A 22174-nucleotide genomic window follows, 5' to 3' on the forward strand; every position below is an offset into this window, starting at 1 on the left:
AATGCCTATCGCTTGGTGGTTTGATACACGGTAAATTTGTTCGATTTTGCCAACACATCAAAATTGTTAAACGTATCTTTAATGCAATCAGCATAAGGTAAAAAGCGATTGGCTACCAAGGTTAATTTTGCCATACGTATGCAATGGGCATGCGCATCTTGAATAAAGCGCTGAGTAATTTCGTAGTCGTTTTTAAGGCCTGAGTGAAAGGGAGGATTGCTAACGATGTGATCAAATGATTTGTTTACCGCTTGCATTCCATCACTCGCCAATACCTCGCCCTCTATATTGTTCGCTTTAAGCGTTTCTTGTGTGCAATAGATTGCTAGCGCTGATAAATCGCTTAGCGTAAGTTTCAGTTTTGGGTTTACTTGTTTAAAGTAAGTGCCAATAACTCCCGTACCGCATGCAAAGTCATACAATTTTCCGCGCATTTGTCGCAGTTTGGTTTTATCGGAAAACTGATTTAATAGCAACGTCGTTCCAGGATCTAGCTGCTTGTGACCAAAAACACCAGGTAAAGAGCATAAGATAATAGACTCATCGTTAATAATGTACTCTCGACGAATGAGGTAGTGGTTTATATCGAATTCACTGTGCTTGCCTTGTTTTTCTAGCGTACCACCTAACAACGTGCAGTGTTTAGCGCCGTCCAACTTGTTCACACTAGATAGGTATTTCTCCATTACCTTGCTGGCACTTTTTATCCCGCCTTTGTTTTCTCCTACGACGAATATTCTAGTGCCAGTGTCTAAATAGCTTGATAGGTTATCAAGCAAAAGATCCAGCACCTGCTTGGCTTTTGGCATATAAATCACTACGCCTGCTAAACCAGATACAACATCTTTCGAGAAAAACGCAGAAAAGCACTGTGTTGTTTGGTACTGTTTGCTGCAGGCTTGGTATACGTCATGAAATTGATGTAAACCGATTGTATCTTTTGGTAGAAGCGAAAATACAGATGTATCTTCCGGGTTGACTAATGCCCAAGGTCCAGTAGAAAAAATATCTATATTGCGCTTTATTAGTTGTGAAGCTGGACTAAGCACTAACTTACTCGCTTATATATAATGTCCCAAACGCCATGACCTAGACGCTGCCCTCGTGCCTCGAACTTTGTCAATGGGCGGTAATCAGGCCGTGGCACAAAATGATTATTTTCGGCAGTATTTTCGAATCCGTCGCTGGCTTCCATAACGTTTATCATGTGTTCGGCATAGGGTTCCCAGTCCGTCGCCATATGAAACTCCCCCCCTATTTTTAATTTAGCGCGGATACTTTGTACAAAGGCGGGTTGTACAATTCGGCGTTTATGGTGACGCGTCTTGTGCCAAGGGTCAGGAAAAAACAGTTGCAATCGTTCAATGCTTTCGTTGTCTAGACAAGTATCTAGCACTTCTACAGCGTCGTGCTCAAATACTCGTAAGTTTTCAATGGCTTGTTCTGCGGCTTCACCCAAACAAGCGCCAACACCGGGTTTATGTACCTCGATACCAATAAAATCCTTTTCAGGGGCATTCTTCGCCATTTCTACCAATGACTTTCCCATGCCAAACCCTATTTCAACCACTCTGGGGGCATTGCGACCAAAAACGTCATTTAGGTCCAACTTGCCCATGTCTGTGGACAAACCCATCGTTGGCCAGTTGTCTGTTAATGCTTTAGCTTGCGCGTTAGTGAGGCGCCCTTCACGTTTTACAAAGCTTTTTACTTTGGAAATGTATACGCCAGCCGCACGGGCTTCTTCTTCTGAATTAAACCGAGTCATTTTGCGATGCTTCTTGCCTTGTCGGAGGTTTGATATGAGTAATGCGTAAAAAATAGTGGTGTATTATCTCAGGACTTTCATTAATTGCAATTGGTGAGTTGCGCGGTAAGTAAGCTCGCAAGATCCTTGGCGCTAGTTAAAGGGGTCATGTGAGCAGTGTTTGGAAGTAACTCAAAGGTTGCCGAGGGTGAGCGTAAACAGTGCTCTTTAATTGCATCAGCCTTGGCTATCTTGTCGTACTGCGCAGCAATCCATAGTTGAGGTGTTGATAGCTGAGATAACTGTGACGACAGATCCTCTCGTGGCGTTGTGGATGCCATGTGAGCCCTCATCACACCTATGCCCAAATCCGAAGCCATGGCTAACACAGTTTGCGGATATTGCGCCTCTTGTACTTCTTGTGTTGTGAAATATTGAGATAAGCTCGCTTGACTCAATGCATTAGTGTTTTTGGCGCGCTTGAGAGAATTCAACACATTCTTGCGCCTGAGTGTTTCTTCTTTGGACAAGCCATTTGGGTCATAGCAAACAAAAGATAAGCTTTTAATCTTGTTTTGATTCTTTGGGTGTAAAGCCAATAAGGCAGCTATGTAACCTCCCATTGAGAAACTCACTAGGTGCACTTGTTCATCGTAGCTGTCGACTCTGTCTTGGGTTAGCGCTAGCATGTCTTCAAGAGAATTAGCCCATTGAAGCGGCGAATAGTCCCGCTGTTCCATTGTCATTTTGTCCCAAGTTGGCAACCAAATTCGTTCATCACATAAAGTCCCTGGGATAAAAATAACGGGCGAGGAAATGGTTATGTCGCTATGGGGATTTGGCATTTAATTGGGTCTATTTCGCTAAAAAGCTTGTATGATGGAGGTGAGTATAATTATCTACTCTATGTGCTGCAAATGAACATACATATGATAGCGTTTCACCTATTAAACAGAAGCGCCAGCATTTACAGTAAAGATAATGAGTAATTGAAGTTAATGACAAAAAAGGGCGTTAGCCGCACGTATGGTCAGTAAGAACAACGATTTTGGTTTTAGTGAGAAAATTCTCACGTGGTATACAACACACGGTCGAAAACACCTTCCTTGGCAGCAGCAAAAAACACGGTATTCTGTTTGGGTATCAGAAATTATGTTACAGCAAACACAAGTCGCCACAGTGATTCCCTATTTTGAGCGTTTTATGGCGAAGTTCCCCACCGTTTGTGATTTAGCAAATGCGGCTCAAGACGACGTGCTTCATTTGTGGACTGGTTTGGGGTATTACGCGCGCGCCAGAAATTTGCATAAAGCAGCGCAAAAAGTAAGAGATGAGCATAGTAGCAAATTTCCTAGTAGCTTTGACGCTGTGCTTGCCTTGCCCGGTATAGGGCGCTCTACGGCGGCGGCCATTTTGTCTTTGGCTGACAATCAAGCTTATGTGATTATGGATGGTAACGTAAAGCGTGTGCTATCTCGCTATTTTGCGATCGAAGGTTGGCCTGGACAGGCTAAAATTGAAGCACAACTTTGGACATTAGCGGAGTCATTAAAGCCACGTGCACGTTTTGATGATTATACGCAGGCAATGATGGATATGGGGGCTACCTTGTGTACGCGGTCAAAACCAAGTTGTGACAGTTGCCCTGTGACGTCGCATTGTTTGGCAAACGCTCAGGGCCGACAGTCAGAGTTGCCTCACAAAAAACCTAAAAAAGCCCTACCTGTAAAAGCAGTGCGTATGCTGATTCCATTTTGTAAGGGTAGCGTCTTTCTACAAAAACGGCCTAGCACCGGTATTTGGGGAGGATTGTGGGGGTTTATTGAAACGTCGCATGAAGATTCAAAACAACGCATCAGACACTTGAGTGGTCAAGCATCTGCTACAATTCGCGAATTAGAGGGTTTTAGGCATACGTTTAGCCACTTTCATTTGGATATTTCGCCCATATTAATAGAGATGAATGAGCCAAGGCTTGAAATTAATGAAAGTGAGCATGCTTGGTTTTCAATTCATGAAGAATCACAAATTGGTTTAGCCACTCCCACGGTTAAGATATTTAAGCAACTAAAAGCGCGTTACTAAGGAAATAATATGAGTCGTACAGTGTATTGTGAACACCTAAAAAAAGAAGCTGATGGGCTAGATTTTCAACTTTATCCTGGTGATATCGGTAAACGTATTTTTGACAATATTTCTAAAGAGGCATTTGGTATATGGCAGAAAAAGCAGACCATGCTAATTAATGAAAAAAAACTCAATATGATGCAAGCCGACGATCGTAAGTTTTTAGAAGAGCAAATGGTCGCGTTTTTGTTTGAAGGCAAAGAGCCGACGATTGAAGGTTACGTGCCGCCTAGTAAATAGGCAATTAAACTGTCAATTGGTCAAATAATGATGGAATGGCCAAAAAAAGCCATTTTTTTACCAAAAAGCTATTGACTTAGAGGGCGTAAATCCGTTTAATACGCGTCCACAGTGAGAAGCTGATGCCTCGATAGCTCAGTTGGTAGAGCAGCGGATTGAAAATCCGCGTGTCCCTGGTTCGATCCCGGGTCGAGGCACCATTATTAAAAACAGAAAAGCCAGCAAGCGATTGCTGGCTTTTCTGTTTTTAGCAGTATTTAAATTTTTTAGAATACGATCAAAAAAGCCGTTCTATGATTGCTCATGAAGAACGGCTTCTAATAATATCGGTCTTGTTGTATTTACCTTAGTTTATGCAACAAATTGGCTTGCCCCACCACCAAACCATTTCCGTTAGAGAGTCTCTCTAAACCGCGTAAAGGATTTATAGAAAATACAACATTCCTAACTAAGGTGCCGCTCAAACGTAAACTTACCGAATCTCAAATTGTTGTAATTTTAAAGCTAGCTGAGTTCGGAAAAAAGGTGAATGATATTTGCCGTGAACTCGGCATTAGCAGTGACAAGCCAGGGATTGATGCATTGAATGGCATTATTGCTGATCCAAGTCGCTCTTGCTGGGACTTTGGGGAATCAATCGTTTGATTAAAAATGGTAATGCACTTGTGTAGATAACATCGTTATATCTGCATCAAGATCTATGCTTACTGTCTTAATAACAAAACTCCAATTTTTGATTTTATATTTGGCGCCCAATGCATAATAGATACTTGAGTCTCTCCCGTCTTTTAATGATTCTTGATTATGCGAAGTGTTCGCTAAATTCTGTGCTTCATTGATATCCAAATTTATCGACACGCCTCCAAATTCAGCAAATAAATCGATTGTTTCAGTAATGGGGTAGCTGCCAATCGTGCTGATACTTAACCCCTTACCTTTCATCCCTAATGTTTTATGGTCACCAAGGTTAAATAATGATGCTTCGTAACTTAGGTACTTAGAATATTTGTATCCGCCAATAAGTGTTAAGCCGGTCTCTTTGCTCGATGCTCCTTTTTCTTCAGCGGAGATATTAGCGATACCAAATCCACCATAAAATCCCGAACTTAAGTCGTTTGCTTGGCAGGTTAATGATAATGAGCTGGTTAGCAGTACAGCTATTTTTGTCCTATTAAATTTAATTTTCCTTAAACAAAAGGCTATTTGTTTAGCTTTGATATTCGTTCGTTTTAAAATCATGAAATATTACATCCTATTATCGAATTTTGTCTTAATTAGCCGATAGTCACTTACATCAGCTTTGTGCTTATTGTGTCAAAGGACTTAATGTTGTCTTTTTTGAGACTACTTAATTTCGGCAGGCAACTATTTCGTTTGATAACAAAGTACATTAAGTTACCTTGTAAGCTATTAGAGCAAACGGCTCTGAAGATTTGCTGAAGATGTGCACTATTATTGATTAACACTTAATATAGTTTTCTAATTTGAATAGATAAAGTAGAGATCTTGAGTAGTGAAGCAGAACAATGATGCTGAAAACAATAAAAAAGTAAGCGTTTTAACCTATTTTTTTGGGGTTGTTTTGGCGTTAATTGTGCCTTGTGTTTCCTCGACAGATAACTTTCTTGCGCCTAACTCACTTGTGTTCAAAACACTATCAACACAACCAGACTTTTTATTAAATAACGTGACCGCAATCATGCAAGATAGCCATGGTTTTTTGTGGATCGGCACTGAAAATGGCTTAAAGCGATATGATGGTTACGAACTCAAAATGTATAACAATATTCCAAGTGATCAAGCCAGCCTTTCTCATAACGAAATAGCAAGCATACTTGAAGATCGTGATGGCTTTATTTGGTTAGGAACTGAAGGCGGCGGGCTCAACAAGTTTGACCCTAAAAGCGAACGTTTTGTCCATTTTTTCAATGATCAAATCAAAGAGGTTAATTGGGATGCGTTAAGTGATGATGAGGTAATCCCTCTCGATGCTGCATTAATTAACATAGCGGACAGCGGTTTGGCAAATGATAACATCAGTCACAACGTTATCCATGCACTTGCTCAGGATGACGAAGGTAACCTATGGATCGGCACAGAAGGTGGTGGTCTTAATGTTCTCAATCAAACTACGGGCAAGTTTCATCATTATCTTGCTGGCGATGATGATAGTCATTCATTGTGTGATAACGAAATAAAAACGCTTTTTATCGATAGTCAAAACCTTATATGGGCGGGTACAGAAAATGGTTTATCAAGTTATCAACCAGCAAACCAAACATTTACTTGCTATCGCTACCAAGAAGATGATGTTAACAGTTTAAGCCATAACGAAATATCGTCTATTTTGGAGGATAAACACGGTAATTTATGGATAGGTACGGAAGAAGCGGGCTTAAACTATTTCGAACGTGATAAAAACCGTTTTAGCCATTTTCAGTATGACAGTTCGGTTAGTGATAGTGTGAGCAGCAATTCAATTGAAGATTTGTTATTCGACCAAGAAAGTAGGCTTTGGGTTGCTACCGAAAATGGGTTAAATCTATTCAACTCAGAACAACAGAATTTCTCGCGTTTTCATCATCAGCCAAATAATAAAACAGGGCTAAGTAGCAACCGCTTATCCGCGTTATTGCTCGACAGTAGTCATAATTTATGGGTTGCCACCAAAAACGCAGGCCTAAACCATGTAGATCTGAAACCGAAAAAATTTCATAAAAGCTCGTTAAACCGTGCCGGAGAAGCTCAATGGTATAGTCATCCAGTGAATGCCATTTATCAAGACAGCCTCGACAGCTTGTGGATAGGCACTGAAAACGAAGGGTTATTTGAATATCAAAATAATGGCACAACTCGCCATTATCATGCGTCAGATATTAACTCAGGCTTAAACAATAATGTCATCACCGCAATTTCTGAAGATACTAAAGCTAATTTATTTCTGGCAACAGACGACGGAGGCTTCTATAAACTTGACCGCCAACATCAAACTTTTGAAAGGATTACACTTAATGCCACAAAAAATTCGATAGCGACATTGCATATAGGGCCCTCGCAATATATCTGGATGAGTGCTGGTGTTGGCACTATAGCGAGAATTTCGCCTAGCTTAGATGATATTCAATATCATCCTTTATTAATGAATGACGGAAATGAAGTCGTGGCTGCTGATATTTCAAGTATTCTTGAACTGGATGACGGTATGCTTTGGCTTGGTACTAAAGAGTCAGGGGTGATTGTCTATAATCCCAGCTCAAAACAAACTATTGTTTTAAAGAATAATCCAGAACAAGCGAATTCATTGAGTAGCAATATTGTTAATACGGTTAAATCAGACCACAAAGGTGGTCTTTGGATAGGCACTCACTTTGGTCTAAATCATTATAATCCTGACAGTGGTCAATTTACCCTTTATACAGAAGAACATGGTTTACCTTCGAATGTGGTCAATAATATTGTTATCGATCAAAACAACCAGCTTTGGCTGAGCACGCAGCGGGGACTTACGCGTTTTAACCCAGCGCGTATGGAGTTTAGCAATTTTGACCGTGATGATGGCCTTTCAAATGCGTATTTTCAAACAGGTTCTGCACATATTAACAAAAATGGCGAGTTGTTCTTTGGTGGTAGTAAAGGTATTGATCACGTTAAACCTGAAACAGTGATTACTAATCCTTTCCCGCCTAAGGTGCAGTTCACCGACTTTCAAGTGATGAATCAATCGGTTAAGCCATCACAACGTGGGCTACTGGCATTTTCAATCACAGAGACCAATGTTATTAATTTAAACCATCAACAAACCATGTTTGCTTTTGAATTTAGTGCGTTAGATTTTACCATTGCCAATAAGAACCAGTATGCTTACCGGTTGTTGGGGTTTGATCAAACATGGCAGTTTGTAGGGAATAGACGGTACGCTTCTTATACCAATATTCCTGCAGGTAATTATCGTTTTGAGGTCAAGGCAACCAATAATGACGGCTTATGGTCTTTGCAAAACGCAGGTATTGACATCAATATTGCCGCAGCTCCTTGGTTAACTTGGTGGGCTAAGCTTATATATGCTTTGATTATTGTTAGCCTCATTTTTCTTGCGCTGACATTGCGTTTTCGTCAAGAAAGAAATCGTTTAGCGATGGAGCAAAAAAAAGAAGAAGCACTATTTTTAAAAGAAAGTTATCAAAAAGAACAGCGTTTTACTGCTGATGTGGCGCATGAATTGAGAACGCCGATTGCTGAATTGCGGACCATGGCCGAAGTAGCGTTAAGGTGGCCTGATGATCCCGCGCAAGCACAGCCTTTTTATCAAGATACACTTGATGCCGCATTACAAATGCAACAGATGGTCAATAATTTACTTGCATTAGTAAGAGCTGACCTCGGCGTTGTCGCGATTCATTTGTCTGACATAGATCTGACTGACATGTTACTGAGGGTTTGGGAAAACTATAAAACTGAAATAAACAGTAAGCAATTCAGTCTGAGTACAGATTTATCGCAGGAGAGCCTGATTCACTCAAGTGCGGCAGAATTCCGGCTAATACTTAACAATATCATCTCCAATGCGATAGAGTATGCGCCAAATAATACCACTATTGACGTGAAATTAATGACCACGCAGGATGGCTATTACTGTTTATCTATTAGTAATCAAATGATTGAATTGCTTACGGAACAAGATCTTCTTAATATGTTTAACCGCATGTGGCGAAAAGATTTAGCGAGATCATCAGAGCAACATGCTGGCTTGGGGATGTCATTAATTCAATCTTACGCGAGAATGTTGTCTTTAACGGTAGACGTGACGGTAAACGAGCATCAAATTTTTACTATTAGTATTGGGAAAATACCAATAGTTTAAAATTTATTCATGACAAGGAAAGGGCGCGATGAAATTGCTGATAGTTGAAGACTCACAACGTTTAAGAAAGTCTTTACAATTAGGGCTTAAACATTTGGGGTTTACTGTTGATACTACTGGTAATGGTCGTGAAGCGATAGCGTATTTGAGGGTTAATCATTATGATGTGGTGTTGTTAGACCTAATGCTGCCTGAAGTTGATGGCTTAAGTGTATTGAAAGAAATTCGCCACCGTAAAAAAGAGAGTGCGGTGATTGTCATTTCCGCCAAAGATCAAGTGGATGATCGTATTTTAGGCTTAGATTTAGGCGCGGATGACTATTTATGTAAACCGTTTGACTTCGATGAGTTACACGCGAGAATCAAGTCATTAATACGGCGAAAATACCAATTACATAATAATGTGATGGTCTTTGGTAAGCTTAAGGTTGATATTGACATGCGGTCGGTTGCGGTAAACAAACAGGCGGTGAATCTTACGCCAAATGAGTATTCAATATTAGCATTATTAACCATGAATCAAGGCAAGGTCATGACGTTCAATAATATAGAAAATCACCTGTATGACAGCTACAGCAGTGTAACCAGAAATGCAATTGAAGCTCATATTTCTGCCGTCAGACGGAAGTTAAAAGCACACCAAGTGACTGATTTGATCAAGACCCGCCGTGGTTTTGGTTATTATATTGATGCTGTTGAATAACCCACAAAAAACATTTTTTAGGCGCTTATATTCTTTCCCTGCGTTTTTGGTATTTTTTATGATTTCTTTATCAAATACCGTTTTGGGGCAACAATACGCTGGTTTTATTGACGGTTATCTTGATGAGGCGCATTGGCTCCAAGCAATACGCTACGATCATTTTAAAGTCACTCAACCTTATTCATTGCATGAACCAGTATTTGTAACTGAAGTTTTGGTTTATAGCGATGAATATGGTTTATATGTCGGTTTTATTAATCAACAAAATCAATCTTCCGGTGTTACGCATACGAGTTTACGCGATGAACAAATAAAAACTGATTTCAACGAATTAATTGTTGATTTTGATGGCCAAGGTAAACGTGCTTTTGGTTTTAAAGTTAGCCGTAATAACGCCGTGCAAGATTCAGTTTGGCATAATAAAAATCGTGAACAAATTGACTGGAATGGAAATTGGTTGCATGGAGTGACAATTGATGAAACACACTGGCAAACCGAACTATTTATTCCTTGGACGGCTGTTATCAGCAACAAACAGCAAAGTACGACACGCGATGTTAAACTTTATTTTTCTCGCTGGCATCAGGAATTGCGACAAGCGTTTTCATATCCCGCTATCAATCGTTCACAATTAACGTTTATGGACGAATTCAAAACCTATCATGCTGTTACCACTTACCAACCACAATTAGATTATTTTCCGTACTTTACACTTAATCATGATTTATTAGCCGGCGAAAATCATTATAAGGCTGGCATGGAGGTTTTTTGGAAACCAAACAATAACCAACAAATCAACTTGTCGGTAAACCCCGACTATGGGCAAGTTGAATCAAATGATTTGGTGATAAATTTTAGTGCTATTGAAACATTTTCCTCTGAAAAACGTCCATTTTTTCGTGAGAACAATGAGTTGTTCGATATTTGGGGGCCAGAATCACTGCGTGTTATTCATACACCACGCATTGGCGGGGCTGGTGATAAAGAGCAGGCTCGAGATATTGATGCGGCCATTCGTTTTACGCAATTAGGTGAACACTTTGATGTGAGTATTTTGGGTGCCTTTGAAGCCGACAACAGGCATCTTGATGGCCGTGATTTTCTTGCTGTTAGAGGCCAGTATAAAGCAGAAAGTTGGAATACTGGCATTATTCAAACATTTGTCGATAGCCCCAGTATTAATCGAAAAGCACAAACAACCGCGGTAGACGGCTTGTTGGAAGTAAATGAACAGCTGTTTATCTCAGCGCAACTTATTCAAAGTCAGATCACTGAGTACAGTCTGCATCCGATTAACAACACGAATGCCCATCACCGTACTCATATTAACCCTAAGATAAGCGATATCGCGTGGTGGTTAAAAGCCGATTTTCAAGTAAGTGAAGTATGGTCTAATGAAATTTCGCTGCTTAATTATGGTGAAAAATTTGATATTTCAGATTTCGGTTTTGTCAAACAAGTTGATCGGCAACAGTTTTTATACAAAAGCAGTTATGAATGGCCTGAATTGGAAAGCACTTGGCTGCGAGACATTATAGTCGAAGTGAATTTTACCGCACAGAATAATAAAAGTAATGATGATTTACCGATAGAGTTCGAGCTCGACATGACCACAATACAACCCTCTACAGCGGCGTGGGAATTTGAAGTGCTTTATATTGCCGCCGGTGATGACGATCTTATTACAAGGGGAAGTAATGTTGCCTATCTGCCAAAGAAAACTGAATTTGTACTCGGTTATACTACAGCGCAAGATTATTGGTTTCAGTTTGAAGTGTCGGCTGGTATAGGTTCTCAAGGGTTGGATGGCGCCTACAGCACGCTTGAAATTACACCGTCACTGCAAATTGACCACTGGATGAACGTGGAACTTGAAATTGAATATCAAAAATTTGAACACGGATTAATTTGGCTAGGTGATGAAGACGCAATTGTGTTGGATGAAGATGAGCCAGACTATGAAAAACAAAACCAGCTCGGTGACTTTGCCATTGACGAGTTATCGATTGCTTTGAATGTATCGGCCCACATCGCGGACAAACATGAGATACGACTAAAGCTGGAAGCTGTTAGTGTTGAAGCTGACGCTAATCAGGTGATTGAAGTTGGCAGAGACAATCAAATTTACCGCGCAGCGCAGCAAGATCTAGAGAGCTTTTCTGAAAGTGAGTTTGCACTGCAGGTTCGTTATCGCTATGAAATTAGCGCATTAGCTGAATTTTATTTGGTCTATAGCCGAGGTAGTGAACAAGAAATTTCAGGATTGCCAAAATCGCGACGTAAGTTTATCAATAGTGCTATTAATAACGCAGATGAAGAAAACCTAGTGATGAAATTTAAGTACCATTATTAGGGTAATTATCTTGTGATGTAGCGACCGCATTAATCGCCATCATCAACATTAGGGTCAATTTGTACTTTTAGTATACGTCCTTTAGCCGTAATAAAAGCCTCATAAGGTTTACCTCGATAGATGAAATCAACGTCATATACTTTTTGGCCATTATAAACTTCGATATCAACATCTTTGACGCGAGCGTTTTTATAACGCTGTTTAATTATCGCTTTTAGCTGACCTTTTGTCAGTGCGTTTTGGTTAGTTTCTGCCGGCGCCTTAATCCATACGTCTTTGTTTTTATGGCTATTTTCCGCAGCTTTCAGTGGATTATAAAACATCAATACTATTATTTGTAAAAATAACGCGATGGTTATCAATTTAAAGATAATCGAAAATGTGTTTGATGGGCTTATAGCCATTTTTAGATTTTGTCTTACATAGCGTAGTTTAAAAATTTATGAAACCTTCAGAGTTCGTAACATGTTTTGAGCAGCCATAGCTTTACATCATACTTTTAAGGCGCTCTTTGAAGACAATCATAAAGTTTTTTAATGTTTACTTTCAAGCTTTATGTTGGTGCGTGAGGGCTCATCACTTGCGCTATGGTTCGGCAGGTGCAATAATCATAGCAGACATTGTGAGCAGTGATGGATCTCATACCATGAGCTTGTCACGCTAGCGCGCAAGAAGGCTCATGAAACGATTAGATTTAGTCATTCGCCTGATAGCCATTTAAACAATTGAGTTAGCGATATAGCCGAACTACAGCGTTCATGTAGGGAATTACTTCGATTGTATAGATTTGCGCGAAATTAGGATAAGGAATAAGCCTAACGCAGCAAGCAATGCCGGTGATGGTTCTGATACCTCTACACTAGTTTCAATAATCGATATTTGCCCAGCGATATCTTGCATAAAAGGCATAAAGAAGTTACTGCCATCTTGCAATACACCACTGATGGTGCCAGAAAGCTCAGTAATTAAACCGCCCATATATGCTGTGCCATTTACATAAAAATCTGAGCCAAAAAGCGTAATAGTACTTTCATCAAATGCCGCTAAACCGCTGTCCAAACGGCCTAAGCCATCTGCCGCAAACATTCCGCCAAAGATCAAAATTGAAGCGATATCGAAGGCCTCAATATCTTCGTTAAACGCGCCGCCCCACAATGTAACAAAGCTGTTGTCACTCGCCTCCACGTCGTCACCTACCAGGCCGCCAAAAACATTTACAATCGAATCATCAAACGCAAGAATATCATCTCCGATTTCTCCGCCAAACATATTCAGTGCTGCAATATCATATGTATGTGCGTCATTCTCAATCATGCCACCATTTATCTCAACTAGTGACGAACCAAACACAACCACACTAGTATCGTCGACGATTACGGTGTCTGTGCCTACTTGCGCACCATCAGCTAACACAACTGTCGTCGCGTCACCCGAAGTACTGTTGTCTACTATAAGGAAATCTGGGCGAACATCGGTATCAACAATATTGATACCACCATTGTCAAAAAATAATGGAGCTGCATGCAGTGTATTGGCGGAAAACAAACTGACTAGTAAGAAAAACCCAAGTCTGATATTAAAATTTTTTAAATTCACTTATTAAAATCCTAGTTATAATTGGTCGGATGCGACCGAATGTCGTTGGCGTTGGGCGTAAGCAAGATTTTAACCAATAATTATTCTTTTGATTTTCAGTTACTTATGCTAAATTCACTCAGAGGAGTATGAATAGTGTAAAAAATATTGACATCATTACTTATCTGAAGAAAGAAAGCCAAAGAGTAATGCGTAGAAGCGACAGTATCTGCGATAAAGGAGTATGCGAGTGTATAAGCAAGTATCCCCTGAAAATTATTGGGCACACACCATAATCAGCATGACAATAATCAACGTGTCGCGCAGCCGGGGGTAATTACATAATTGCACTTGTCGTAAATGTTTTAGGTTACTTAATATAATGTTCGCAAAAATTACTTTTTATAAATCGCTTATTGTGATGTCGCTCTTTATCTTTTCACTCTTTGCTCAATCCTCAGATGACATCCCTACCCTAGATGCGCATCAACTAAGGTCAATCGGTAAGAAAATTTATCAAAATGAAACTGGTAGTAATCCGGCTTATTTAGTTGCTTGGAACGCCGGTGAATCATTTGCCAGCCTAGGCTTAGGGCATTTTATCTGGTTTCCTGAAGGCATTAATAGTCCGTTTACGGAGACATTTCCTGCGCTACTTGATTATATACAACAACAAGGCGTGATACTTCCTTCTTGGTTGCAAGCGCAGCGATATTGCCCATGGTCAAATAAGCAATCGTTTCAACAAGCGCAGGACAGCGCGCAAATGGCAGAATTACGGGCATTGCTAGCAAGTACGTTTGAACATCAAGTAAACTTTATTTATCAGCGCATGCGCAACGCGCTGCCTGCGATGCTCAAAAATGTCACTAACAAACAAGAAGAAGCGCTTGTGGTAGCGCGTTTTCATCAATTGGCAAGCAATGAATTAGGTATGTACGCATTGATTGACTACGTCAATTTTAAGGGTGAAGGCATATCAAAAACCGAAAAATACGAGGGGCAGGGGTGGGGCTTGTTGCAAGTATTGCTGAATATCGACGAAGATACTGAATCAATTAATACAGCCTTTCGTCACGCGTGTGAATATGTGTTGACGAGGCGTGTCGAAAACTCACCACAAAAAGGCGTTGAGCAAAAATGGTTGCAAGGATGGAAAAAACGCTGTGGTACCTATGAAAAATAGAAGGGAATGATTTGACTTGCGTATTTTTGGCTTATGTACTTTCAGGGTATACGATGGGTTTAGGTCAATTGACAGTTAAGCTAGCGAAGACTATATTGCATAAATAATAAGCAAGGAGAGTTTTTATATATGGCAATATTAAGGCTAGTATATTTTAATATTTTTTTGATTTTTACGCTTGTATTAAGCATTTTTATATCCACAAAAGTTGTAGCTGATGATGTTTTTAAAGCAGACAAGTTGTTTGTCGCAAACGATTACAAAGGCGCTGCGTTAGCTTATGCCGAAGCTGCATCTATTGGAAGTCCCCATGCCTTTTATCAGTTAGGTGCGATGAATTACAAAGGCTTGGGCATGCCGGTTAACAAAACAAAAGCCTTAGTTTGGTTTGCCTTAGCAGCCGAATACCATTTTAGTGATGCTCAAAATGTTGTGGATAATATGTTAGCGAGTTTAGATGAGCAGACTCAACAAGGTATCTTAGAAAAGATACAAGTAGCAAAACAGAATACGGGTAAACTAGCTATTGAAGAACGGTTTTTCCCTCAACTGAACGTCGCTCTTCTAGATGAAACGGTAACATTTGGTGGGCACGCCACGTTAGACAATAAATACACAGGCTCTGATTTTGAATTAGGTGTGTTTGATCAACCTTTCATTTTTGATGGCGGTGGATTTGATAATGGAGGGTTTGATGAGTTTTCGACTATTTTTGACGATGACATTACCACGTCATACCTTGCAAGCGGAGGATTAAAAAATATCGATGAATCAGATAAGCTTAGGCGTCGATTACCCTTTGCAATTGTTGATTACGACCTAGGTGAGGATGGCTCAATACGTAATTTGCAGACGGTTCAAATATTGGGTAATCCTACGACGCTGATTCAACGTTTTGTGCAAACTACATTGCCCCCGCCGGCGTTTCAAGGCAAACGCGTTGAGTTTACAAACAGAACCTATCTAGGGATTGCAAACTTTGATAGGTTCGGCATTAAAGAGCAAAACAAAGACTTTTATTTCCGAGTGAAGCGCTTGGCGCGTAATCTAAAGAAAAGTGATGATTTGAATGATAAGTTTCAGTATGCGATGACGCTTTATAACTTTCCTTGGTTAAATCAAGAAGAAGGGGAAGCAAAAGCCGTGCTTGCTAAAGTTGCTGCCGCCGGGCATCCAATCGCTCAATATGAGTATGGCTTAAGGCTTTACCGTGACCAAACGAATATTGCCGAAGCAATTGATTGGCTGACACAGTCAAGCAAATATGGTTATGCAAAGGCGCAGTATCAATTGGCTAGAGTTCTGCATGCTAGCCCATGGGTGATGAATGAAGAAGACAAGGCACTATATTGGTATATGTCTGCTGCAAATGATGGCCATAAAGCGGCGGCCTTAAAAGCGGCAGAGTTAAAATTACTGGCAAAAGACAAGCGTCTTATTAATGTGTCCGAGGCGATTGCGTTACTCGATAGTATTGAAGATAGCCAGGAAAACAACCCGGAGTATAATTTCTTGGTCGCTGTATCTCACAAAGACCGAGACAATAGAGATTTTACGCAAGTGGTAGGATATATGGAAAATGCGATCTCTTTGGGTGAAAAATACAACTGGGATGTTGCGTATTGGGAAGCGTTACTCGAGTTGTGGCGAACCGGTCGCGTCACTGTTAAAGATCAACCTAGCTAGTTTAGTCCATAAAAGACCTCCGTTTAAATGATCGAATAAGCTTTATTGGCTTATTCGGTCTTTTTGTTTGCAGTCGAAACTACGTTCGATTGGTGTTATACGACTCAATTTTTACCTCGTTTCACGGTATCCCGTATTTTACGCGAGTTGCCAACCTCTCATTTTTTAGTACAAAAAATGTACGAAAAATTCTATTATTTTTCTAAATTAACCAAAAAATAAGAAAATTATAAGATTAGGCCCCCCCTCTATTTCTAATGTACAGCGGCACACCCGGGCTGTTTACATTTTGAAAATTAGACAATCGTTAAAAGCTAAATAGTCCAGTGTTTTTTTATGCACCAGCACGCGAAAGCACACGAATGCTAATAAGTGTTGGACGTTCTTAACCAATAAATTAACGGACTGCTTTTATGAATCGTTTGACTCCACTCTTTTCAGTCATGCTTGCGTTATCCTTGAGCGCGTGTAATGACGACGACTCCCCTATTTTGCCTGAACCAACCCCAGCGCCTGCACCAACGCCCGAACCTGAGCCCGAACCAGAACCAGAACCTGAGCCAGAACCAGAAGTCGTTACCGTAGAGCTTGAAGATTTTGTAGCAACCGGCGGTATATCTTTTGACGATGACGCGTTTAGTACTGGGTTTCAAGCTTTTTCAACAGAAGGTGACTCGCTGGGCGGTATCAACTTCAACCAGAATAAAGATTGGGGTGAATACGACGTTAATTTTGTAGGCAGCGCGACATATCAACTTGAAGTGCGCGCTGGTGTGCCAGCGCCCGGTGATCGTAATATTCGTATTTATGTTGATGGTTACATCGTTGGTTCAGGTGCCTTGGTGTCAACGGGTGATTGGAGTGTATTAGATGTTCAGGTGGTGGCTGACGATTTAGTCATACATGCTGGCGAGCGCGTCGTTAGAGTCGAAAGTTTTGGTGAAGAGTGGCAGTGGAATGCCGATTGGATAAGATTTACGCCTATTGGATCTGCGCCTGAACCGGAGCCGTTACCGCCGGAGAATGACATTCCACCACCAGAAATAGTGAAGCACTTAGAAGTCGAAGGCAATGAACGTCTTTACATTGCGCATTTACCTAAAGGCTACGAAACAGGTGAAAAACGCCCCTTAGTACTGATGTTTCATGGGGCTGGTGGTACAGCCGCTACTGCTCGTGCGCTCACACAGTATAATGATGTTAGCGATGAGCATGGTCCAGTACTTATTTATCCGCATAGTCTAGCGACAGCTGAGGGACCTAATGGTGAGCCTCCAGCTCGAGTATGGGACGCCTTTTTTGGTGTTGATTTAGGTGGTTTTCACGATGTGGAATATGTTGAGGCCGTTATCGCTGAAGCGGTTGAGTTGTATAACGTAGACCCTGATAAAGTGTTTGTGAGTGGCCATTCAAATGGCGGTTTATTTATAGCTGGACTCATTTGTCATGTACCTGATTTAATTGCAGGCGTTGCATTAAACATTGCCACACAAATTGCACCGGAAATCGAGTTGTGCACACTTAATCCTCGTATGCCTGTGATAAGCTCAAATGGCACTGAAGATGAGGTTTTCCCTTATGAAGGCGATGACAACTTCCTGACAAGTATACCTGCGACGAATGAGCTATATGCAACACGTAATGGTTGTGATTTAACGCCGGTTTCAACCGATATTGCTGATACTGATCCCGATGATGGTAGTACGGTCACAAAACTGGAATTCCAAAATTGTGACAGCGGGTATCCAGTTGTTCATTACCGGGTCAATAATGGTGGTCATCATTGGCCAGGCGCTATGATTGACAATCCAACAAGTTCTGTGAATCAAGATATTGATTGGACTGAGGTTCAGTGGGAGTTTTTCCAACAAATTATGGACAATCAGTAAGTGCCTTAAATTTAAATATCCTTGTGATATTTGCACCTCAAAATTGCTTAGCTTGTGCTGGCTGAGTAATTTTTTAGGCCTGAGCTAATCAGGCCTTTTTTGTATTTTCTGTACAGGTAATTTTGGTTTAAAACATTTCTTACTAATACCAACAGGCCGCAAAAATAGTGTACTCTATTGTCCGTTACATACTTCAGCTACGATATTGTGTTCGATGTTAAGACAGTTATGCTCGAGGTTAAGGCAGTCAAACGTAAGGACTCTATATGTCATTAAATATTGTTATCATTGGCACAAACAAAGGTATTGGGCTTGAATTTGCTCGCCAATACTCTACGGCTGGTCATCGCGTATTTGCTATTTGTCGTCAAGCAAGTGACGCACTCAAAGGCCTTTCTTGCACTGTAATTGAAGGGATTGATGTTACTGATGATAAAAGTGTTCAAGGTTTGGCAAAAGCATTACCAATAGATCACGTCGATATACTAATTCACAATGCAGGGGTGCTGGTTTCTGATACTTTTCCTCACTTAAATATGGAGAGTATGAAAAAACACTTTGACATAAATGCCTTAGGTGCTTTACGCACAGTAATGGCACTTGTACCAAAACTTGGTAGCGGAAGCAAAGTCGGTATTGTGAGTTCCAGAGTAGGATCTATCGACGACAATACGAGCGCTAATAATTATGCATACAGAGTGTCTAAAACCGCAGTTAATATGATTGGCAAATGTTTGAGTATTGATTTGGCTAACGACGGTATTGCCGTGGCCTTACTTCATCCAGGCTATGTACGCACACAAATGACCAACGGCAACGGTTTGATTGATGCTAGTGAGTCAGCCCAGGGACTAATCAAGCGAATGGATGAATTGAGTATAGAGACAAGCGGTATTTTCGTTCATACGAGTGGTGAGTTGTTACCGTGGTAGGCGTCATCCATTGCGCATACACGCTAGGGTGTTACAGAACGATTGATTGTTCGTTTTTCACCAGATGTTGAGAAATAATCCTTCCCAGATGCCTTGAGTTCCTTAGGTACTATCGTGGGTACATGAATACCAACGTGCTCATGTGCATTGAGTAATTCGTCCAATATGTAGTTACCTTCCATAGAGTAGAAGAACCAATACGGGGGAAATGCCATATGCGTCTTGCGAGCTGTCCAGTGATCTTTGTATGGCAAATAATGATCGTCATTTGGATCGGCATCGCCCATATGCATAACGGTAATTGCGCCTTTTTTGTCATCAGCAATGGTCACTCTAAATACAATATTTTCGATATTCGCTCTGCCAGGCCAACCGGCATGCGGAATTCTCACACCTTCAAAGGTTATATTTCCGATTTGCATTGTCTTTGGCGAGTCATTAAATGCTAGTGTGATCGGTATTAGCTGAGATGAAATAGTACCTACATTTGGTAAAACTTGTAGGGTTTTAATGGCCTGCTGAGGCGCTACTAATTTGGTTGCCGGGAATTTTTCCAAATAGCGAGCAACGTCGTCTGCTGCAAAATGATCACCATGAGCATGGCTAATTACAATTGCGTCAATGTTATCAAAGGGGGCCTCACCAGCAAAAATGGCGGCTAACGTTTTTTGAGGTACAAGTAGATACTGATTAAAGCTTTTATGAAAGAAAGGGTCAAAAAGTACTTTAGTATGTCCATTGCTCACAAGCACCGCTTCGTTAGCTAAATACGTCGCAGATGAATCATGTGCTTTGACAATAGTCATGCAGGATAAATAAAGACTTACAACAAACATAAGTCTTCGTGTTTTTAATTTAAAAATCAACGGCTTACTCTTATATCTTGACCAATCAAACAAATCTTGTTTTTTTGCATATTACAGCAAATAAATGCAAACGCTAGTCGATCAATGATTTGTCACGAGCAATCTAAAAAAATTGCTGCAACTGTAGCCTAGATGGATATTGCTCACTAGTATGAATAATGACTTTTCCTTGGCTAATTGATTCGTGTTCTAAGCCGCTTTCTTCAATGTCAGTGCCTTGTATGACTATTGATAAACGTTCGCCAGCGCGAAATAAGGTAGATGATGGAAGGATTTCTATTTCTACCTCAACAATGTCATCTTCAAGGATTGGTTGCGCTTGTTGATGAAGGTGATAAGGCGTTAAAAAAGAGGACCTGTTTAGATCTTGTTCTCTATGACTTGCGCGAAGCCAACCATTGGCTACTTGACCGTTTTCGATGTCATTGCCAAAAAAGTGTACTACCTCCCCATTTATATCGTGCTTTTGAATGCCGACAAAAATGTCGGTGTCTTGTGCACCCTCTAAAGAAATCCAAAGCACTGCTTTCATGCCACCCGTAATTTCAGTGTCATTGCTGAATGTATGACTAAAAACAACTCGCTCACTTTCACTGACGGTATCAGTATCGGTATCGGTATTATATTCACTTTTACTGGGTGACGATGGCATGCTTTCTGATAGTTGATTATTTATCGCGTTTAAATAGAGTACGGTTTCATAGCCTAAGGAGAGCGGCCAATTTTCAGCATATTTGGTTTCACCTTCATAATACGCTGAGCGCAATTCATAAGTGACGCTGGGTTGTTCCATAATACTTTTGTCGTTATCCGCTAAAAAATGGTTAAAGAATGATAGTTGACGCAGTTTTGCTTCATCAGAGTAGTACCATTCCCATTTTTTTCTGCCATGAATTTCAAGCCATTTATAGGGCGATTGAATTTGCTCAAAACCTGCTAGCGTCCCACGAGTATGGAGTCCATGGTCGGGCCAACTGGCGACTACATAAGCAGGGATGTTTATTGATGATAAGTTGCTCGGTGAGTGATGTTCGTAAAACGCGTCGAAAAAAGGGGTTTGTTGCACTTGGTTAAAAAGGTTTTGCTCAGCGGCGTTTGGGTGTTTGTTTTCCAAAATTCGAAACATCCACCAACCTTGTAAAAATGAATTTCCACCAATACCGCCATGATAAGCAAAGTCGCGATACAAATCTGTTAAGCCTTCCCAAGGCATAAACGCTTTGAGGTGAGGTGGTGCAAGTTCGGCGACTTTCCATTGGTTCATTGCCATATAAGAAACGCCATTTAGCCCGACATTTCCATTTGACCAGGCTTGTACACCTGCCCACTCAATTGCATCATAATAGTCTTGCGCTTCTTGATCATTCAATATTGCCATATCACCTTCTGACAGGTTCATTCCGCGGTTATCAACGGCGATGACCACATAGCCATTGGGCACCCAAAATGCAGGATCAGCTTGCTCAAAAGTGGCGAACTCTGAAACGTTGATATGCCCATCACTTTCTTCATATTCTACGTCCAACCAATCTTTGTTGTAGGGGGTCATCGCCATAATGACAGGGTATGTGCCGTCACTGTTGGGACGAAATACATTGGCTGAGAGCGTTATACCATCACGCATCTGTATGCGGACATCTTTTTCAAAAATGAACTCACTGCCATCTGCAAATACGGCAAGATTTTCATTTACCTCAGGGGGCGAGGGGATAGGCGTAACTGTTGTTGTATCACTTCCACATCCTGAAACAAACATTGTCACGAATGCTAAGGCGGTTAAATTATGCAGTGCTTTCGATATATCCATATCGTTCTCTCACTAGTATAGGGAGCTAGAGTTTATCAAGGCACATATCAGTGATTTGTCATGCAAGCGTGAAGTGAACGTGAAACTTATTGCAGTGTTTTCCACCGTCTTTTTCACCCTGTTAGTTAATAACTAAATGATTAATAAAGAAAAATATCTTGTTTAGAAAAACATTTGATTAAATTCAGCGATATGCTGGGTC

At 40.7% G+C, this 22174-nt stretch carries 18 protein-coding genes and 1 tRNA gene; 11 read left to right on the forward strand and 8 right to left on the reverse strand.

Translation table 11 applies throughout. From position 1 onward, the window contains the following. Positions 1-5: 5 nt before the first annotated feature. The 3 genes from QQK00_RS13305 to QQK00_RS13315 form a co-directional block, all read right to left on the reverse strand. Positions 6-1049, reverse strand: coding sequence for a methyltransferase (locus tag QQK00_RS13305; protein WP_284218066.1), 1044 nt, complete (start codon positions 1047-1049; stop codon positions 6-8). Continuing rightward, a complete protein-coding gene (gene trmB / locus QQK00_RS13310) occupies positions 1049-1768 on the reverse strand; it encodes a tRNA (guanosine(46)-N7)-methyltransferase TrmB (RefSeq protein ID WP_284218067.1) in 720 nt (239 codons plus the stop codon). Before trmB ends, QQK00_RS13305 begins: the two co-directional genes overlap by 1 nt. An 80-nt stretch (positions 1769-1848) precedes the next feature. After that, entirely contained in the window at positions 1849-2592 is a 744-nt protein-coding gene (locus QQK00_RS13315) for an alpha/beta fold hydrolase (protein ID WP_284218068.1), read from the reverse strand. A gap of 181 nt (positions 2593-2773) precedes the next feature. On the opposite strand from QQK00_RS13315, the gene mutY reads away from it, so the two are divergent. From mutY to QQK00_RS13335, 4 genes are all read left to right on the forward strand, one after another. Then, positions 2774-3832, forward strand: coding sequence for an A/G-specific adenine glycosylase (gene mutY, locus QQK00_RS13320; protein WP_284218069.1), 1059 nt, complete (start codon positions 2774-2776; stop codon positions 3830-3832). Between the two features lie 9 nt (positions 3833-3841). Beyond that, a complete protein-coding gene (locus tag QQK00_RS13325; protein WP_284218070.1) occupies positions 3842-4114 on the forward strand; it encodes an oxidative damage protection protein in 273 nt (90 codons plus the stop codon). A 124-nt stretch (positions 4115-4238) separates the two neighbouring features. Next, a tRNA-Phe gene (locus QQK00_RS13330) sits at positions 4239-4314 on the forward strand. Between the two features lie 163 nt (positions 4315-4477). Continuing rightward, on the forward strand, positions 4478-4759 hold the full coding sequence (locus tag QQK00_RS13335) for a helix-turn-helix domain-containing protein (RefSeq protein WP_284218331.1): 282 nt from the start codon (positions 4478-4480) through the stop codon (positions 4757-4759). On the opposite strand, the gene QQK00_RS13340 is transcribed toward QQK00_RS13335, so the two are convergent. Further along, complete coding sequence (locus tag QQK00_RS13340) at positions 4760-5353, reverse strand: outer membrane beta-barrel protein (RefSeq protein ID WP_284218071.1); 594 nt, start codon at positions 5351-5353, stop codon at positions 4760-4762. It lies immediately after the preceding gene. A 274-nt stretch (positions 5354-5627) separates the two neighbouring features. Here QQK00_RS13340 and QQK00_RS13345 point away from each other — a divergent pair, with 274 nt between their 5' ends. The 3 genes from QQK00_RS13345 to QQK00_RS13355 are packed head-to-tail and all read left to right on the forward strand — an operon-like array spanning position 5628 to position 12031. After that, positions 5628-8975 (forward strand): ligand-binding sensor domain-containing protein, encoded by a 3348-nt coding sequence (locus tag QQK00_RS13345; protein WP_284218072.1) that lies wholly within the window; start codon positions 5628-5630, stop codon positions 8973-8975. Positions 8976-9003: 28 nt separating this feature from the next. Continuing rightward, complete coding sequence (locus tag QQK00_RS13350) at positions 9004-9678, forward strand: response regulator transcription factor (RefSeq protein WP_284218074.1); 675 nt, start codon at positions 9004-9006, stop codon at positions 9676-9678. 58 nt (positions 9679-9736) lie between these two features. Further along, entirely contained in the window at positions 9737-12031 is a 2295-nt protein-coding gene (locus QQK00_RS13355) for a DUF5916 domain-containing protein (protein WP_284218075.1), read from the forward strand. 29 nt (positions 12032-12060) lie between these two features. Here the strand turns inward: QQK00_RS13355 and QQK00_RS13360 are convergent, their stop codons facing one another. Further along, entirely contained in the window at positions 12061-12354 is a 294-nt protein-coding gene (locus QQK00_RS13360) for a PepSY domain-containing protein (protein ID WP_284218076.1), read from the reverse strand. Positions 12355-12799: 445 nt separating this feature from the next. Then, the gene (locus QQK00_RS13365; protein ID WP_284218077.1) at positions 12800-13627 is read right to left on the reverse strand and encodes a hypothetical protein; all 828 of its coding nucleotides are present in this window, start codon (positions 13625-13627) and stop codon (positions 12800-12802) included. Between the two features lie 361 nt (positions 13628-13988). On the opposite strand from QQK00_RS13365, the gene QQK00_RS13370 reads away from it, so the two are divergent. From QQK00_RS13370 to QQK00_RS13385, 4 genes are all read left to right on the forward strand, one after another. Then, positions 13989-14792 (forward strand): hypothetical protein, encoded by an 804-nt coding sequence (locus QQK00_RS13370; RefSeq protein WP_284218078.1) that lies wholly within the window; start codon positions 13989-13991, stop codon positions 14790-14792. A gap of 129 nt (positions 14793-14921) precedes the next feature. Next, a complete protein-coding gene (locus QQK00_RS13375; protein WP_284218079.1) occupies positions 14922-16478 on the forward strand; it encodes a tetratricopeptide repeat protein in 1557 nt (518 codons plus the stop codon). 413 nt (positions 16479-16891) lie between these two features. Beyond that, positions 16892-18367 carry a carbohydrate-binding protein gene (locus tag QQK00_RS13380; protein ID WP_284218080.1) on the forward strand — a complete coding sequence of 492 codons (1476 nt, stop codon included), beginning with the start codon at positions 16892-16894 and terminating at the stop codon, positions 18365-18367. Positions 18368-18633: 266 nt separating this feature from the next. Further along, positions 18634-19299, forward strand: coding sequence for an SDR family oxidoreductase (locus QQK00_RS13385; protein WP_284218081.1), 666 nt, complete (start codon positions 18634-18636; stop codon positions 19297-19299). Positions 19300-19322: 23 nt separating this feature from the next. Here the strand turns inward: QQK00_RS13385 and QQK00_RS13390 are convergent, their stop codons facing one another. Then, positions 19323-20135: an MBL fold metallo-hydrolase gene (locus QQK00_RS13390; RefSeq protein WP_284218082.1), complete on the reverse strand. Its 813-nt coding sequence runs from the start codon at positions 20133-20135 to the stop codon at positions 19323-19325. Positions 20136-20268: 133 nt separating this feature from the next. Next, positions 20269-21972, reverse strand: coding sequence for a CocE/NonD family hydrolase (locus QQK00_RS13395; protein ID WP_284218083.1), 1704 nt, complete (start codon positions 21970-21972; stop codon positions 20269-20271). Positions 21973-22174 lie beyond the last annotated feature (202 nt).

Origin of the sequence: Agaribacter marinus, from assembly GCF_030160655.1 — a bacterium.
GTDB lineage: Bacteria > Pseudomonadota > Gammaproteobacteria > Enterobacterales > Alteromonadaceae > Glaciecola > Glaciecola marina.

Bases quoted from the DNA above. Each gene is read 5' to 3' on its own strand.
- trmB (WP_284218067.1), bottom strand. From the start codon at position 1,768: ATGACTCGGTTTAATTCAGAAGAAGAAGCCCGTGCGGCTGGCGTATAC.
- QQK00_RS13315 (WP_284218068.1), bottom strand. From the start codon at position 2,592: ATGCCAAATCCCCATAGCGACATAACCATTTCCTCGCCCGTTATTTTT.
- mutY (WP_284218069.1), top strand. From the start codon at position 2,774: ATGGTCAGTAAGAACAACGATTTTGGTTTTAGTGAGAAAATTCTCACG.
- QQK00_RS13325 (WP_284218070.1), top strand. From the start codon at position 3,842: ATGAGTCGTACAGTGTATTGTGAACACCTAAAAAAAGAAGCTGATGGG.
- QQK00_RS13340 (WP_284218071.1), bottom strand. From the start codon at position 5,353: ATGATTTTAAAACGAACGAATATCAAAGCTAAACAAATAGCCTTTTGT.
- QQK00_RS13350 (WP_284218074.1), top strand. From the start codon at position 9,004: ATGAAATTGCTGATAGTTGAAGACTCACAACGTTTAAGAAAGTCTTTA.
- QQK00_RS13355 (WP_284218075.1), top strand. From the start codon at position 9,737: ATGATTTCTTTATCAAATACCGTTTTGGGGCAACAATACGCTGGTTTT.
- QQK00_RS13360 (WP_284218076.1), bottom strand. From the start codon at position 12,354: ATGTTTTATAATCCACTGAAAGCTGCGGAAAATAGCCATAAAAACAAA.
- QQK00_RS13370 (WP_284218078.1), top strand. From the start codon at position 13,989: ATGTTCGCAAAAATTACTTTTTATAAATCGCTTATTGTGATGTCGCTC.
- QQK00_RS13375 (WP_284218079.1), top strand. From the start codon at position 14,922: ATGGCAATATTAAGGCTAGTATATTTTAATATTTTTTTGATTTTTACG.
- QQK00_RS13380 (WP_284218080.1), top strand. From the start codon at position 16,892: ATGAATCGTTTGACTCCACTCTTTTCAGTCATGCTTGCGTTATCCTTG.
- QQK00_RS13385 (WP_284218081.1), top strand. From the start codon at position 18,634: ATGTCATTAAATATTGTTATCATTGGCACAAACAAAGGTATTGGGCTT.
- QQK00_RS13390 (WP_284218082.1), bottom strand. From the start codon at position 20,135: ATGTTTGTTGTAAGTCTTTATTTATCCTGCATGACTATTGTCAAAGCA.
- QQK00_RS13395 (WP_284218083.1), bottom strand. From the start codon at position 21,972: ATGGATATATCGAAAGCACTGCATAATTTAACCGCCTTAGCATTCGTG.